Annotated in this window: 14 protein-coding genes; 8 read left to right on the top strand and 6 right to left on the bottom strand. The window is 72.5% G+C overall.

The window, feature by feature from the left end; translation table 11 throughout:
* The first annotated feature begins 17 nt into the window (after positions 1-17).
* The 4 genes from OG447_RS26600 (at position 18) to OG447_RS26585 (ending at position 5,328) form a co-directional block, all read left to right on the top strand.
* Complete coding sequence (locus tag OG447_RS26600; protein ID WP_266939852.1) at positions 18-2,480, top strand: Tex family protein; 2,463 nt, start codon at positions 18-20, stop codon at positions 2,478-2,480.
* A gap of 298 nt (positions 2,481-2,778) precedes the next feature.
* A complete protein-coding gene (locus tag OG447_RS26595) occupies positions 2,779-3,342 on the top strand; it encodes an ImmA/IrrE family metallo-endopeptidase (RefSeq protein WP_266939851.1) in 564 nt (187 codons plus the stop codon).
* Positions 3,332-4,510: an MAB_1171c family putative transporter gene (locus OG447_RS26590; RefSeq protein ID WP_266939850.1), complete on the top strand. Its 1,179-nt coding sequence runs from the start codon at positions 3,332-3,334 to the stop codon at positions 4,508-4,510. Before OG447_RS26595 ends, OG447_RS26590 begins: the two co-directional genes overlap by 11 nt.
* 32 nt (positions 4,511-4,542) lie before the next feature.
* Positions 4,543-5,328 carry an SDR family oxidoreductase gene (locus OG447_RS26585; RefSeq protein WP_266939849.1) on the top strand — a complete coding sequence of 262 codons (786 nt, stop codon included), beginning with the start codon at positions 4,543-4,545 and terminating at the stop codon, positions 5,326-5,328.
* A 69-nt stretch (positions 5,329-5,397) separates the two neighbouring features.
* Here OG447_RS26585 and OG447_RS26580 read toward each other — a convergent pair whose 3' ends face one another.
* Positions 5,398-5,646, bottom strand: a complete 249-nt coding sequence (locus OG447_RS26580; protein WP_266939848.1) for a hypothetical protein — start codon at positions 5,644-5,646, stop codon at positions 5,398-5,400.
* Between the two features lie 319 nt (positions 5,647-5,965).
* Positions 5,966-7,603: an ABC-F family ATP-binding cassette domain-containing protein gene (locus tag OG447_RS26575; protein ID WP_266939847.1), complete on the bottom strand. Its 1,638-nt coding sequence runs from the start codon at positions 7,601-7,603 to the stop codon at positions 5,966-5,968.
* Between the two features lie 101 nt (positions 7,604-7,704).
* Between OG447_RS26575 and OG447_RS26570 the strand changes: the two genes are divergently transcribed.
* Together OG447_RS26570 and OG447_RS26565 are read left to right on the top strand one after the other, a co-directional pair.
* The gene (locus OG447_RS26570) at positions 7,705-8,673 is read left to right on the top strand and encodes a GlxA family transcriptional regulator (RefSeq protein ID WP_266939846.1); all 969 of its coding nucleotides are present in this window, start codon (positions 7,705-7,707) and stop codon (positions 8,671-8,673) included.
* Between the two features lie 79 nt (positions 8,674-8,752).
* Positions 8,753-9,385 (top strand): DJ-1/PfpI family protein, encoded by a 633-nt coding sequence (locus tag OG447_RS26565; protein ID WP_266939845.1) that lies wholly within the window; start codon positions 8,753-8,755, stop codon positions 9,383-9,385.
* Positions 9,386-9,405: 20 nt separating this feature from the next.
* Here the strand turns inward: OG447_RS26565 and OG447_RS26560 are convergent, their stop codons facing one another.
* Positions 9,406-9,936, bottom strand: coding sequence for a GNAT family N-acetyltransferase (locus tag OG447_RS26560; RefSeq protein ID WP_266939844.1), 531 nt, complete (start codon positions 9,934-9,936; stop codon positions 9,406-9,408).
* Positions 9,937-10,016: 80 nt separating this feature from the next.
* Positions 10,017-10,769, bottom strand: coding sequence for an enoyl-CoA hydratase/isomerase family protein (locus tag OG447_RS26555; protein ID WP_266939843.1), 753 nt, complete (start codon positions 10,767-10,769; stop codon positions 10,017-10,019).
* Positions 10,770-10,846: 77 nt separating this feature from the next.
* On the opposite strand from OG447_RS26555, the gene OG447_RS26550 reads away from it, so the two are divergent.
* A complete protein-coding gene (locus OG447_RS26550) occupies positions 10,847-11,524 on the top strand; it encodes an HdeD family acid-resistance protein (protein WP_266939842.1) in 678 nt (225 codons plus the stop codon).
* A gap of 130 nt (positions 11,525-11,654) precedes the next feature.
* Positions 11,655-12,185 carry an ATP-binding protein gene (locus OG447_RS26545; protein ID WP_266940160.1) on the top strand — a complete coding sequence of 177 codons (531 nt, stop codon included), beginning with the start codon at positions 11,655-11,657 and terminating at the stop codon, positions 12,183-12,185.
* Positions 12,186-12,196: 11 nt separating this feature from the next.
* Here OG447_RS26545 and idi read toward each other — a convergent pair whose 3' ends face one another.
* Together idi and OG447_RS26535 are read right to left on the bottom strand one after the other, a co-directional pair.
* The gene (gene idi, locus OG447_RS26540; protein ID WP_266939841.1) at positions 12,197-12,796 is read right to left on the bottom strand and encodes an isopentenyl-diphosphate Delta-isomerase; all 600 of its coding nucleotides are present in this window, start codon (positions 12,794-12,796) and stop codon (positions 12,197-12,199) included.
* 142 nt (positions 12,797-12,938) lie between these two features.
* Complete coding sequence (locus OG447_RS26535) at positions 12,939-14,168, bottom strand: bifunctional class I SAM-dependent methyltransferase/N-acetyltransferase (RefSeq protein WP_266940158.1); 1,230 nt, start codon at positions 14,166-14,168, stop codon at positions 12,939-12,941.
* Between the last annotated feature and the right edge of the window lie 495 nt (positions 14,169-14,663).

Here is a 14,663-nt window from a genome sequence, read left to right as displayed (position 1 = left end):
GCAGGCGGGACCCGATCGTGACGACGTCCATCGAAGGCAGGATCGCCGAGGAGCTCGGCGTACGGGAGCGGCAGGTCAAGGCCGCCGTCGAGCTGCTCGACGGCGGCTCCACCGTGCCGTTCATCGCGCGCTACCGCAAGGAAGCGACCGAGATGCTCGACGACGCCCAGCTGCGCACCCTCGAGGAGCGGCTGCGGTACCTCCGCGAGCTGGAGGACCGGCGCGCGGCGGTCCTGGACTCCGTACGGGAGCAGGGCAAGCTCACCGACGAGCTGGCGGCGCGGATCAACGCGGCCGACACCAAGGCCCGGCTGGAGGACATCTACCTGCCCTTCAAGCCCAAGCGGCGCACCAAGGCCCAGATCGCCCGGGAGGCCGGTCTGGAGCCGCTCGCCCAGGGCCTGCTGGCCGACCCGTCGGTGGAACCGGCCGCCGCCGCGGCCGCGTTCGTCGACGCGGACAAGGGAGTCGCCGACCCCGCCGCCGCCCTGGAGGGCGCCCGCGCCATCCTCACCGAGCGGTTCGCCGAGGACGCCGACCTGATCGGCGAACTGCGCGAACGCATGTGGGGCCGCGGCCGGCTCGCCGCGAAGGTCCGGGAGGGCAAGGAGGAGGCCGGCGCCAAGTTCGCCGACTACTTCGACTTCGCCGAGCCGTTCACCGCCCTGCCCTCGCACCGCGTCCTCGCGATGCTCCGCGGCGAGAAGGAGGACGTCCTCGACCTCACCCTGGAGCCGGAGGAGCCCTCGCAGACGCCCGGCCCGTCGACCTACGAGGGCCTGGTCGCCCGCCGCTTCGACATCGGCGACCGCGGCCGCCCCGGCGACAAGTGGCTGGCCGACACGGTCCGCTGGGCCTGGCGTACGAAGATCCAGGTGCACCTCGGCATCGACCTGCGGACCCGGCTGCGGGCCGCCGCCGAGGACGAGGCCGTACGGGTCTTCGCGTCGAACCTGCGCGACCTGCTGCTCGCGGCCCCCGCGGGCACGCGGGCGACGCTCGGCCTGGACCCGGGCTTCCGTACCGGTGTGAAGGTCGCCGTCGTGGACGCCACGGGCAAGGTGGTGGCCACCGACGTGATCTACCCGCACGTGCCCGCCAACAAGTGGGACGAGTCCGTCGCCAAGCTCGCCCGCCTCGCGAAGGAGCACGCGGTCGAGCTGGTCGCCATCGGCAACGGCACGGCCTCCCGCGAGACGGACAAGCTCGCCGGGGAGCTGATCACGCGCCACCCGGAGCTGAAGCTGACCAAGGTGATGGTCTCGGAGGCCGGCGCCTCCGTGTACTCGGCCTCCGCCTTCGCCTCGCAGGAACTCCCGGACATGGACGTCTCGCTGCGCGGCGCCGTCTCCATCGCCCGACGCCTCCAGGACCCGCTCGCGGAACTGGTCAAGATCGACCCGAAGTCGATCGGCGTCGGCCAGTACCAGCACGACCTGTCCGAGATGAAGCTCTCCCGCTCCCTCGACGCGGTGGTCGAGGACTGCGTGAACGGCGTCGGCGTGGACGTCAACACGGCCTCCGCCCCGCTGCTGTCGCGGGTGTCGGGCATCAGCGGCGGACTCGCCGAGAACATCGTGGCCCACCGCGACGCCAACGGCCCCTTCCGCAGCCGCAGGGGCCTCAAGGACGTGGCCCGGCTGGGCCCGAAGGCGTACGAGCAGTGCGCGGGCTTCCTGCGGATCCGCGGCGGGGACGACCCGCTGGACTCCTCGGCGGTGCACCCCGAGACCTACCCGGTGGTCCGAGCCATGGGCAAGACGGCGGGCGGTGAGGTGGCGGCCCTGATCGGCAACACCTCGGTGCTGCGTTCCCTGCGGCCGGAGCAGTTCGTCACCGAGGCCTTCGGTCTGCCGACCGTCACCGACATCCTGCGCGAGCTGGAGAAGCCGGGCCGCGACCCGCGCCCCGCCTTCAAGACGGCCACCTTCAAGGAGGGCGTGGAGAAGATCGGCGACCTGGCCCCCGGGATGATCCTGGAGGGCGTGGTCACCAATGTGGCCGCCTTCGGGGCGTTCATCGACATCGGCGTCCACCAGGACGGACTGGCGCACGTCTCGGCGCTGTCGAAGAACTTCGTCAAGGACCCCCGGGACGTGGTCAAGCCGGGCGACATCGTCCGGGTCAAGGTCATGGACGTGGACATCCCGCGCAAGCGGATCTCCCTGACCCTGCGGCTGGAGGACGAGGCCGGGGCGGAGCGCGGCGCGGGCGCGCCGAGGCAGCGCGAGGACCGGCAGGACCGGCCGGACCGGCGGGGCGGCGCCCGTCCGCCGCAGCAGCGGGGCCAGGGCCAGGGGCAGGGCGGTCAGGGCCAGGGGCAGGGCGGTCAGCGCGGCCAGGGCCAGCGGCAGGGCGGCGGCCAGGGCCAGCGCCAGGGCGGCGGCTCCGCCCCGGCCCCCGCGCCCGCCAACAGCGCGATGGCCGACGCCCTGCGCCGGGCCGGCCTCACCGGCCCGGACGACCGCCGCAAGCGCTAGGGGGTGTCCGGTCGTGGCCGCAAAGGTGCTCGTGAGCGCCCCTTTGCGGCCACCCGGCGCGCCGGGGTCCGCGTACGGAATGGCCGAATAGACACCTCGGCGGCGGGAGCGCCTTGCCAACTCCCGTACAAGATCTGTAGGCATGATGGAACGCCCGTTCGTCTTCCGGCGAACGGGCTTCCGTTTTTCTCCCTCAGGACCGCATTTCCCCGAGGCCGCTTTGAAGGCACAGGACGTCATGCCCATGCCCACACACGCCTACCGACGCTGCCCGAGAAAGGGTCCGAAGAGGGATCACATGCCCCGCCCGCAACTCAGCCTGCGTAAAAGGTGCGAGAACATTCTCGGCCATCTCGATCTGACTCAACCCTTCTCCCTCGACGGGCTGTGCCAGCGCATAGCCGAGCAGCGCGGCCGCCCCATCCGGCTCCACCCGCTCCCGAAGGAGGCGGCCGAGTCAGGGGTCTGCGGCCTGTGGGTGGGCACCGCCAGCGTCGACTACGTCTTCTACGAGGCGCAGACCACCCCGCTGCACCGGGAGCACATCGTCCTGCACGAGCTCGGCCACATCCTGTTCGGCCACCACTCCCTGGAGGGCGAGGAGGTCGACGGCGACGCCCCCGTCGTCCTCGGGCGCACCAACTACACCACCCGTCAGGAGCAGGAAGCGGAAATGCTCGCCAGCATGATCCGCATCCGTACGGCGAACTCCGCCCCGCAGTCCGCAGTCCGCGGCGGGGACACCCTGGCCCGGCTGGAATCCGCGATGGGCTACCAGCGGCACCCGCGGCACGAACGCACCGAGCGGCACGGGCGCACTGAGCGGCACGGGCGCACCGAGCGGGGGAGCCATGGGGGCTGACCTCACCGCCATCGGCGACTGGCTCGCCGTCCCCAGCGTGGTGTGCCTGTGGATCGCGGTCCTGCTCCGCGCCCCCGGCGCCCTGCGCTCCCCGCAGCAGCGCGGCCTGTGGTTCGCCGTCGCCACCGCCGCCGCAGCGATGACCCTGAACCTCCCCGCCGTCGTCACCTACGCGATGCGCGACCCGCACTACTCGCACACCGTGGGCCTCGTCCGCAACCTCATCGGCGTGCTGTCGGCGGGCGCCGTCCTCTACTTCGTGGCCGCCGCCACCCGCGGCCGTCGGCTCCAGCTCGCCTCCTGGACCGCCACCGTGGCCTGGCTGACCGCGCTCCTGGCGCTGGACGCGGCCGCGCCCGGGCACGGCACGCACACCATGCCGCCGGTCGGCGACCCGGTGCCCTCCCTCGCGTACTGGCTCGTGCTGATCTCCGCGCACGTGATCGCCAACACCGTCTGCGTCGCCCTGTGCTGGCGCTACAGCCGCCGCACCGAGAGCCGGGGCCTGGCCGCCGGGCTGCGGCTGTTCGGCCTCGGCACCGCGCTGGCCGGCCTGTTCTGGTTCGCGTACCTGCTCAAGGCCCTCTTCGGCAGTACCTGGGCGATGCCCGCCCTGCCGCTCCTGATGAACCTGCACGGGCTGCTGCGCGCCGCCGCGATCCTGGTGCCGACCCTGTTCACCCTGCGCCGCACCACCGCCGACATCGCCACCGCGTGGCGGCTCTGGCCGCTGTGGCGCGACCTGGTGCAGGCCGTACCGCACGTGGCCCTCAACAAGCCGCGGGCCGGCCGGGTGGTGGAACTGCTGTGGCCGCCGGTCCCGCGCAACCTGCTGGTCTACCGGAAGGTCATCGAGACCCGCGACGCGATCCTGATCCTGGGGGAGTACGTCGCCCCGGGCGTCCCGGAGCTGGCCCGCGGCCACGTCACCGGGCAGGGGGTCCCCGAGCAGCGGCGGACCGCGGCCGCACTGGCCTGCGTACTGAAGGAGGCCCGGCAGGCGAAGCTCGCCGGCCTGCCCGGTCAGGGCGGCGAGGCGGCCGTCCTGACCCTGCCCGCCGCCATCGAGACCTCCGCCGAGGGCAGCGACCTGGAGGACGAGGCCCGCTTCCTCGTGGACGTGGCCCAGGCCTACGCCTCGCCGACCACCACGGCCTTCACCCCGTGACCTGCACGACAGCACCAGGAAGTGACACTGCCTTGACCACCGTTCTGATCACCGGGGCCAGCTCGGGACTCGGCGCGGCCTTCGCCCGCGGGTTCGCGGCCAAGGGCTGCGACCTCGTCCTCGTCGCCCGGGACAAGGACCGCCTCGACGCCGTCGCCGAGGCCCTCGGCCGGGAGTTCGGCACGGCCGCCGAGGTGCTGCCCGCCGACCTGCTGGACGCGGGGGACCGTGCGGCCGTCGCCGAGCGGCTCGCCGAGCGGGCCCGGCCCGTGGACATCCTCGTCAACAACGCCGGCTTCGGACTGCCCGCGCCCTTCCCGTACAGCCCGGTCGAGGACGAGGAGCGGATGCTCGACCTGCTGGTGAAGGTCCCGCTGCTGCTCACCCACGCGGTGCTGCCGGGCCTGCGCGAACGCCGCCGGGGCGCGGTCCTCAACGTCTCCTCGGTGGCCGGCCTGCTGCCGACCGGGACGTACGGGGCCGCCAAGGCCTGGGTGACGGCCTTCAGCGAGTCGCTCCGCGTGGACATGGAGCCGTACGGGGTCCGGGTCCTGGCGGTGGTACCCGGCTTCACCCGCACCGAGTTCCAGGAGCGGGCCGGGATGGACGTCAGCTCCCTGCGCGACGCGGTCTGGCTGGAGCCGGACGCCGTCGTGGACCGGGCCCTGCGCGATCTCGCGCTGCGCCGCCCCGTCAGCATCACCGGTGGCCGTTACCGCGCCTACGCCTTCGCCGCCCGCCACCTCCCGCGGGGCTTCGTGGCCCGGAAGATGGCCCGTACCCGGCGCGCTCCGGCAGGCGGCCCGGACGAGCGCTGAAGGCGCCGCGACAGGCCGATGCGCGGCCCGGTGACGGGTCCGCGCACGGTGTGCTGTGAAGGGGACGAATCAGTGGCCGTGTCCTCGGCCGTGGCCGTGTCCTCCGTAACCGTAGTCGTCGTCATCGTCGTCCCAGCCGCTGTGATGCCCGCCGTGGCCCTTACCGTTGTCGCCGCAGCCGCCGCCGGCGACGTAGCTGACGGGCTGGGCCGGGGCTGCCGCCGAGGCGGTGCCCGCCGTGCCGAGCGCGGCCCCACCGGCCATCAGGAGACCGGCGGCGGAGGCCGCGAAGAGGCGCTTCGCTCTCTGTGCATGCATGGGAATTCCCTTTCCTTCCGCCTCCTCGCACCTCTTCGAGGCGCAAGGGCGCGGAACCGCGGCCGCAGAACCAGAATGCGCAGCGCGGATCGGATACAGAGCCGCCGGCAGTGCGGAAGCACATCTCCGGCCACGAGGGGCTCAGGCGCCACATGGGTCCCGAAGCAGACACGCGCGTCAGGGGTTCAACCCCTGCGACGCGGGACTCCGGCCATGGCGGCGTGCTCCGCGGATGCGGCTCTCACCCACAAAGGCTAATCGCGCACGAGCCGGTCGGCACCTCGGGAGGCCCGGGCCGTCACAGCACCAGAACCCGGTACTAGAGCTCGGTGACCTTGCCGTCCGCGACCCGGAGGCGGCGGGTCACGTGGACGGCGTCCAGCATGCGGCGGTCGTGGGTGACGAGGAGGAGCGTGCCCTCGTAGGCCTCCAGGGCCGACTCCAACTGCTCGATCGCCGGGAGGTCGAGGTGGTTGGTGGGCTCGTCCAGGACCAGCAGGTTCACCCCGCGGCCCTGCAGGAGGGCCAGGGCCGCGCGGGTGCGCTCGCCCGGGGAGAGGGTGGCCGCCGGGCGCAGGACGTGCGCCGCCTTGAGGCCGAACTTCGCCAGCAGGGTGCGGACTTCGGCCGGCTCGGTGTCCGGGACCGCCGCGCAGAACGCCTCCAGCAGCGGCTCGTCGCCCAGGAACAGGCCGCGGGCCTGGTCCACCTCGCCGATCAGCACGCCCGAGCCGAGGGTGGCGGAGCCGGAGTCCGGCGCCAGCCGGCCCAGCAGGACGGCCAGGAGGGTGGACTTGCCCGCACCGTTGGCCCCGGTGATCGCCACCCGGTCGGCCCAGTCGATCTGCAGGCTTGCCGGGCCGAAGACGAAGTCGCCCCGCTTGACGGCCGCTTCGCGCAGGGTGGCCACGACCGAGCCGGAGCGCGGGGCAGTCGCGATCTCCATGCGCAGCTCCCACTCCTTGCGGGGCTCGTCCACGACGTCGAGCCGCTCGATCGCGCGCTGCGTCTGGCGGGCCTTGGCGGCCTGCTTCTCGCTGGACTCGCCGCGCAGGTTCTTGCCGATCTTGTCGTTGTCGCTCGCCTTGCGGCGGGCGTTGCGTACGCCCTTGTCCATCCAGTTGCGCTGCATCTGGGCCCGGCCCTCGAGGGCGGACTTCTTGCCCGCGTACTCGTCGAACTCCTCGCGGGCGTGGTTGCGGGCCCGCTCGCGTTCCTCCAGGTACGCGTCGTAGCCGCCGCCGTAGAGGTTGATCTGCTGCTGGGCCAGGTCGAGTTCGAGGACCTTGGTGACGGTCCGCGTCAGGAACTCGCGGTCGTGGCTGATGACGACCGTGCCCGCGCGCAGCCCCTTGACGAACTGCTCCAGCCGCTCCAGGCCGTCCAGGTCCAGGTCGTTGGTGGGCTCGTCGAGCAGGAAGACGTCGTAGCGGGAGAGGAGCAGCGAGGCGAGGCCCGCGCGGGCCGCCTGGCCGCCGGAGAGCGCCGTCATGGGGAGGTCCAGGCCCACGGTGAGACCGAGCTCGGCGGCGACCTCCTCGGCCCGTTCGTCGAGGTCGGCCCCGCCGAGGTTCAGCCACTGGTCCAGCGCGGTGGCGTACGCGTCGTCCGCGCCGGGTGTGCCGTCCACCAGGCCCTGGGTCGCTTCGTCGAGCTCCGCCTGCGCGGCGGCCACGCCGGTCCGGCGGGCCAGGAAGTCGCGTACCGACTCGGCGGGACGGCGCTCCGGCTCCTGCGGGAGGTGGCCCACGGCGGCGGTGGGAGGGGAGAGCCGCAGCTCACCGGTCTCGGGGGTGTCCAGCCCGGCGAGCAGCCGCAGCAGGGTGGACTTCCCGGCGCCGTTGACGCCGACGAGACCGATGACGTCGCCGGGCGCGACGACGAGGTCGAGATCGGCGAAGAGGGTGCGCTCACCGTGCGCGGCGGTGAGCTTCTTGGCGACGAGGGTTGCAGTCATGGTCCGTCGATCCTATCCGGGCGGCGGAGTGTCTCCGGATGGCAGGAAAGGTGGGAGGCACGTCATTGCGGCCATGGGCGCCGACGTCACACCATGGGGTCATGTCGTTGCGAAACGTGCTCGTCGTCCTCTACGACGGGGTGCAGAGCCTGGACGTGACCGGGCCGGTCGAGGTGTTCGCCGCCGCGGCCCACTTCCCGGGGCGGACCGGGTACACGATCCGCACCGTGTCGCCGGGAGGCGCCCCGGTCCGTACGAGCAGCGGGCTCACGCTGGTCCCGGACGCCGACCTGGAGAGCGCCCGGCCGGGGTCCGGGACCACGCTGCTGGTGCCCGGGGGCCGGTACACGGCCGACTTCGAGCCGAGGCTGACCGACTGGCTCCGCGCGTACGGGGGGCGCGCGGAGCGGCTGGTGTCCGTGTGCACGGGAGGGCTGCTGCTCGCCGAGGCCGGGCTGCTGGACGGGCGGCGGGCGACGACGCACTGGCAGGCCTGCGAGCGGATGGCGCGGGACTACCCGGCCGTGGTCGTGGAGCCGGATCCCATCTACGTACGGGACGGGCCCGTGGCCACCTCGGCGGGGGTCACGGCCGGGATCGACCTCGCACTGGCTCTGGTGGAGGAGGACCACGGGCAGGACATGGCGCTGACGATCGCCCGGCACCTGGTGGTGTTCCTGCGCAGGCCCGGCAACCAGGCACAGTTCAGCGCGCAGCTGGAGGCGCAGACCGCCCGGCGGCAGCCGCTGCGGGACGTGCAGCAGTGGATCACCGAGCACCCCGAAGGGGACCTGAGCGTGGAGGCCCTCGCCCACCGGGCCCGGCTCTCGCCGCGGCACTTCGCCCGCGCCTTCCAGGCGGAGACGGGAGTGACGCCGGGGCGGTACGTCGAGCGGGTGCGGGTGGAGCACGCCCGGCGTCTGCTGGAGGAGAGCTCCTCCGGCGTCGCCCAGGTCGCCCGCGCCTGCGGGTACGGAACACCGGAGGCGCTGCGCCGCGCCTTCGTGAAGACGCTGGGCCAGCCCCCGGCGGAGTACCGCCGCCGTTTCGGCACCCCCCACGCCCCCTAGCCGGACAGCCAGCCAGCCGGACAGCCAGCCAGCTGGACAGACGGACAACGGAACACCCATCGACAGCTCCGGAGGAGCCATGCAGATCGCCGTACTGCTCTACGACCGCTTCACCGCCCTCGACGCCATCGGGCCCTTCGACACCCTCGGCCGGCTTCCGGACGCCGAGATCGTGTTCGTGTCCGAGCGGCCCGGGCCCGTGCGGACCGACAACGGCTCGCTCGCCCTCGTCGCCGACAAGGCGCTGGGCGAGGTGACCCGGCCCGACATCGTCATCGTGCCCGGCGGACCGCACCCCGAGGTGGAGATGAAGAATCCCGCCGTGATGGAGTGGCTGAAGACCGTCGACGCCACCAGCACGTGGACCACCTCCGTCTGCACCGGCTCCCTGCTGCTCGCGGCCGCCGGACTGCTCGACGGACGGCGGGCCGCCGGCCACTGGCTGTTCCTGGACCAGCTGCCGCGGTTCGGGGCCGAGCCCACCGGCGAGCGCGTGGTGTTCGACGGCAAGTACGTCACCGCCGCAGGGGTGTCATCCGGGATCGACATGGGCCTCACCCTGCTCGGCAGGATCGCCGGGGACGAGTTCGCCCAGACCGTCCAGCTGATGACCGAGTACGACCCCCAGCCGCCCTACGACGCCGGTTCCCCGGACAAGGCGCCCGCCGAGCTCGTCGCCCGGCTGCGGGCGAACAGCCCCCTGGCCTCGTAAGGGGACGGCCGAGGGACGGCCTACGGCTTCCAGTCCTGGGCGAGGAGACCGAGCAGCACCTCGTCCAGGAACTCGCCCAACACCCAGGCCGAGGAACGCAGCACGCCCTCGCGGACGAAGCCGTTGCGCTCGGCCGAGCGCAGCATTGCGGCGTTGTCCGACAGCGTCTCGATCTGCAGCCGCTGCAGCCCGCGCACGACGAAACCGTAGTGGCACAGCACCGCGACCACGTCGGTGCCGTAGCCCTTGCCGCGGGAGGACGGCAGCAGCCCCAGCCCGATGTGCGCGGACCGGTTGTGGTTGTCGATGCCCCACAGCGTCGCGGTGCCGACCAGCGTGCCGCCGTCCAACTCCACCACGGAGAACGGGACGTGCCCCTGCTCCTTGTCGTCCACCACGAGCCGCGGGTCCTTCGAGCCGGGCGTGATCGGCCGCCACGGCCCGCTTTCGGCCCGCGAGCCGTTGACCACGTCGTCGTAGAGCTCGGCCCGCAGTATCGGGATGTCGTCGTCGTGTCGGGCCCTGAGCCCTACCTTGCTGCCCTTTAGCATGCAAGCTTCCTATCCGACCGGGCTCGCCGACGGCAAACCGATAAGGCAACCGCATCGGCAGCCCCAGCGCCCGTTCTCGATCACGGCGTCCAGGTGAAGCGGGGCGTCCGGCGCTCCAGGAAGGCGGCGACACCCTCCGCGGTGTCGCCGCTCGCCGCGGCCCGGGCCGCCCAGTGGCCGTCCCGGCCGGTCCGGCCGTCGGCGAACTCCTTGGCCGCCGCCTGCGTCAGCTGCGAGCGGGAGGTCAGGACGCGGGTGAACTCGGCCACCCGCTTGTCCAGTTCACCGGCGGGCAGCAGCTCGTTCAGGAAGCCCGCGCGCAGCGCCGTCTGGGCGTCGATCAACTCGGCCGAGAAGAGCAGGTACTTGGCCCAGGCCGGGCCGACCAGGCCGGCCAGCCTCCTGGTGGAGGAGGCCGGGTAGACGATGCCGAGCTTCGCGGGGGTCACCCCGAACGAGGCGCCCTCCTCCGCGAAGCGCAGGTCGCAGGCGGCCGCCAGCTGGCTGCCGCCGCCGACGCAGAATCCGCGGATCGCCGCCAGGGTGGGCTTCGGGAAGGCGGCCAGGGCGTCCTCCGCGGCCACGGCGAGGGTCTGCGGGTCCTCGTCCCCGGTCAGCGAGGAGATGTCCGCTCCGGCGCAGAAGGTCGGGCCCGCGCCGGTGAGCACCAGCACCCGTACGGCCGGGTCGGCCGCCAGTTCCGTCAGCAGCTCCGGCAGCGCCCGCCACATCGCGGCCGTCATGGCGTTGCGCTTGGCGGGGTGCGAGACGACCACGGTGGCCACTCCGCCGGCGACCGTGTGCAGGAGGGATGCGTCCTGGGCTGCTTCCATGCGCCGGATGCTATCCCGGGCCGCCGATCCTATGATCAAGGGAGTCCGTCCGGGGGGTGCAAGGAGGTGGCACGCCCATGGGCGCAGACCGTTCCGAGGAGAAGGACTCCGATTCCCGGCGGGAGCAGAAGAAGCTGGGGCGCAGCTTCGGCCTGCTGACGCTCCTCGGGGTGATCCTCGTGCTGGCCGGTCTGGTCGGCCTGGTCTATGCCGGCCTGGCCACCCTGACCTCGATGTTCCTCTTCGGCTGGCTGCTGCTCATCGGCGGTGTGGTGGGCCTGCTGCACGCCGTGCAGTCCCGTAAGGGGAACTACTTCTGGCTCGCCGTGATCGTCGCCGCGATCAACCTCGCGGCCGGTTTCGTGATCCTGCGGCGTCCGGAGGCGAGCGCCGAGGCGCTGACGATGTTCGCCGCCCTGCTCTTCCTCACCGGCGGGGTGTTCCGGCTGGTCGGCGCCCTGGTGGTGCGGGGTGCCAACTTCGGGCTCGCGCTCGTCCAGGGCGCCTTCGGGGTCCTGCTGGGCGTCCTGATCCTGTCCGGCTGGCCCGGCAACAGTCTGTACGTGATCGGAACCTTCTTCTCCCTCGCGCTGCTGTTCGACGGGCTGAGCCTGATCGCCACGGGCATGGGTGGCCGGCGCATCCTGGGGCTGGTCAGCGAAGACGAGGCGCGGCCCGGATCGGACGCGGTGGGCGGCACGCGCGAGGCGGCGGAGAACCGGCCAGTAGAAGATCAGGAACAGTCGAACAACTGACTCTGTCATACGCCAGTGTTCAGAAAGTGTCCGAATGACGCTGACTTCTGGTCAGTGGTTCGGTCCGGACCAGCCCGTTCCCCACTCTTGACGCGTGGACACGATCGAGCGCGAAGACGGGGGACGGAAGATGGATGTCAGCGGGAGCGTCCCGCCAGCCAGGGGGGGTGAGCCGGAGGTTCCGGCCGACCCCCTCGCGTACGAGGGAGTGTGGCGGTTCACCGCTCCCGCTGTAGAAGAATCCGTTCCGCAGGCCCGCCGCGCGGTGCGGGACCTGCTCGGGCGCCAGGGGGTGCCCGCCCAGCAGGACCTCTTGTACTCCCTGCTGCTGATCGTCTCCGAACTGGTGACGAACTCGGTCCGGCATGCCGCGCTGCTCTCACCGCAGGTCGCCGTCGAGGTCGCGATCGGCCGCGAGTGGGTACGGGTGGCCGTCGAGGACAACCACCCGTACCGCCCGAAGGCGCTGGAAGCCGATTTCGGCCAGACCGGCGGCCGGGGTCTGCTCCTGGTGCGGGAGGTCACCCGGGAGGCCGGCGGGGTCTGCGACGTCGAGCACACCTCGACCGGCGGCAAGGTGATCTGGGCGGCCCTGCCCCTCACCGCGCAGGCCCCGGCCGCACCCACCGGGCCCGTGGCACCCGCTGCTCCGGCGGTCTGAACGAGGCGCGGCTACCAGCCCGCCGCGTCCCCCGTCAGCTCGCGGATCGCGGGACGCGCCGCGTCGAGCACGGTCATGAACCAGGCCGAGAAGGGTACTTCGGCGTGCCGCTTCGCCAGCTCCGCGGCGGTGACGAAGGCGGTGTCACCGACCTCCTCCGGGTCCGGCCGCAGTTCCGCCTGCGCAAGTCCCACGAAAAGGTGGTTGTACTCCTGCTCCACCAGACCCGAAGCGGGGTCCGGGTGGTTGTAGCGCACCGTTCCCGCCTCGGCGAGCAGCGAGGGGGAGAGCCCCAGCTCCTCGTGGGTCCGCCGGGCCGCTGCCGCGAAGGGCGACTCCCCGGGGTAGGGGTGACCGCAACAGGTGTTCGACCAGACGCCCGGGGAGTGGTACTTCCCGAGGGCGCGCTGCTGGAGCAGCAGACGGCCCTGCTCGTCGAAGAGGAACACGGAGAACGCCCGGTGCAGCTGCCCGGGCGCCTGATGGGCGGAGAGCTTCTCCGCCGTGCCGATGGTGTTGCCGGACTCGTCGACCAGTTCGAGCATGATCGCTTCTTGAGCGCCGGTGCCGTTGGACACGCTGTTCGCGGCGGTGGCTGGTGTGGTCGGCATACCCATCCTTCGCTTCGGACTTCGGCCTTCAGTCTGCCGTACAAAAGCGGCTTGTCCCTACTTCGGTGATCCACGCATGTCTGCCCCCCGCCGCGTGATAAACGGCGAGGGGCAGATCACATGTGAGCCGTGTCCCGGGGAATCAGACGCCGAACGGAGCCGGATAGGCGATGGTCCCCGCGGGCACCGGAACGGAATCGTCCAGCACCAGCGCCATCAACGCCTCGTCCGGAACCTCGAACGGCGCCCGGATCCCGAAACGCGACGCCGGGACGAACCCGAAGCGCGGGTAGTAGCAGGGATGCCCCAGTACGAGGACCAGCGCCTCGCCGCGCTCCCTCGCCGTGGCGAGCAACGCCCGTACGACCGTGCTGCCCGCCCCCGAGCGCTGGAGCGCGGGAGCGGTGGCCACCGGCGCGAGCGCGAGGGCCCGTACGCCGTCGACCCGGCACGCGGTGAGCAGGGCGTGCGCGGCCACCGAGCCGTCCGGGCCCTCGGCCACGTACGACAGCCCGGGCACCCAGGCGTCGTCCGTGCGCAGCGCGTCCACGAGATCCGCCTCCAGCGGCGTCTCGAACGCCGCCAGGTGGACCTCCCGTACGGCGGCCACGTCGGCCGCCGTCTCCGGGCGGACCCGCCGGCCGCCGCCGTCGCCGGCGGTCACCGGGCGCAGGACGTAGCCCGTGTACCCGTACTCGTGCCCGTGCCGCACCCGTACGCCGAGCTCCTCGCGGGCGGCGGCCAGCGCGGCGCGCGCCGCCGGGGATCCGTCCCCATGGCGGGCGCGCACCCGCTCGGCCAGCGGGCCGTAGTACTCGGCCCAGTCGGAGCCGGGCTGGTGGTGCACGCCGAGCACCTGGTACCCGGCGGCCTGGGCCGCCGCGAGGTTGGCGGCCGTGGAGCGCAGCGGGTAGTGCTCGTCCCAGAAGGCGCGGGCGCCCGCGGACGGCTCCGCGGCGGTCCACTCGCACTCGGTCAGCACGAGGGTGCCGCCGGGGGCGAGCAGCCGCTTCCACCGCGCGAGGGCGGTGTCGAAGCCGATGGAGTAGGCGGAACCCTCCGCCCAGACGAGGTCGAAGGAGCCGTCCTGGTAGGGGAGCGCGCCCATGTCCGCCGCGACGGGGTGGACGCGGTCGGTGAGCCCGCGGGCCGCTGCGGCGGTGCGGAGCTCCTCGAGGAAGGGCTGGTGGAGGTCGACGGCGGTCACCTCGGCGCCGCCGGTTCCCGGCCCGCCCGCCTCGGCTGCCAGCAGCAGGGCGCTGCGGCCGGGGCCGCACCCCAGGTCCAGTACGCGCGGCCGCTCGGGCAGCGGTCCGCACAGGGAGAGCAGGCGCCGGGTGGTGGCGTCCGAACCGGGGGCCTGCCGGGGCAGGCCGTGGTGGAGCGCGAAGAACGCCTCGTGGAGGGCGTCGGTGGAGTGGGCGCGCTCGGTGTCGTCGGCGCCGTCGGTGGTACTGGTGGTGCGGGTGTTGTCGGTCAACGTGAACCCTCGAACGGGGGCCCCGGCCGACGAGGCGTGATCAGAGGCGCGATCGGCGGTGTGACGCGATCGGCGGTGTGATTCAGACCTGGCCGGGTGCCCGGAAGGAAGTGGAGGTGTGCCGGAGTTCGCTGCCCATGGCCGCGACCTTGACGACGGTCATCAACCCCACCTCTTTCTCGCTCGGTCACCCTCAGGAGGTTCAGGACGCTTGTGCGGAAGCCGCACGCGTCAGCGGCAACCTTAACATCGGGGCCGGTTTGTGATCTCTGCACACGGTCGTCAATGATGATCACGCCTGGACCCCGGGCCCGGGAATATTCGGCTTATCGGGGCGTAAACGGGTGGTGAACCCCTGCTTCCATTCATCCGATAGCCTCTGCCGAC

This window comes from Streptomyces sp. NBC_01408 (assembly GCF_026340255.1).
GTDB lineage: Bacteria > Actinomycetota > Actinomycetes > Streptomycetales > Streptomycetaceae > Streptomyces.
Note: the sequence above shows the minus strand (reverse complement) of the source record. Positions and strands in the feature narration are given on the sequence as shown.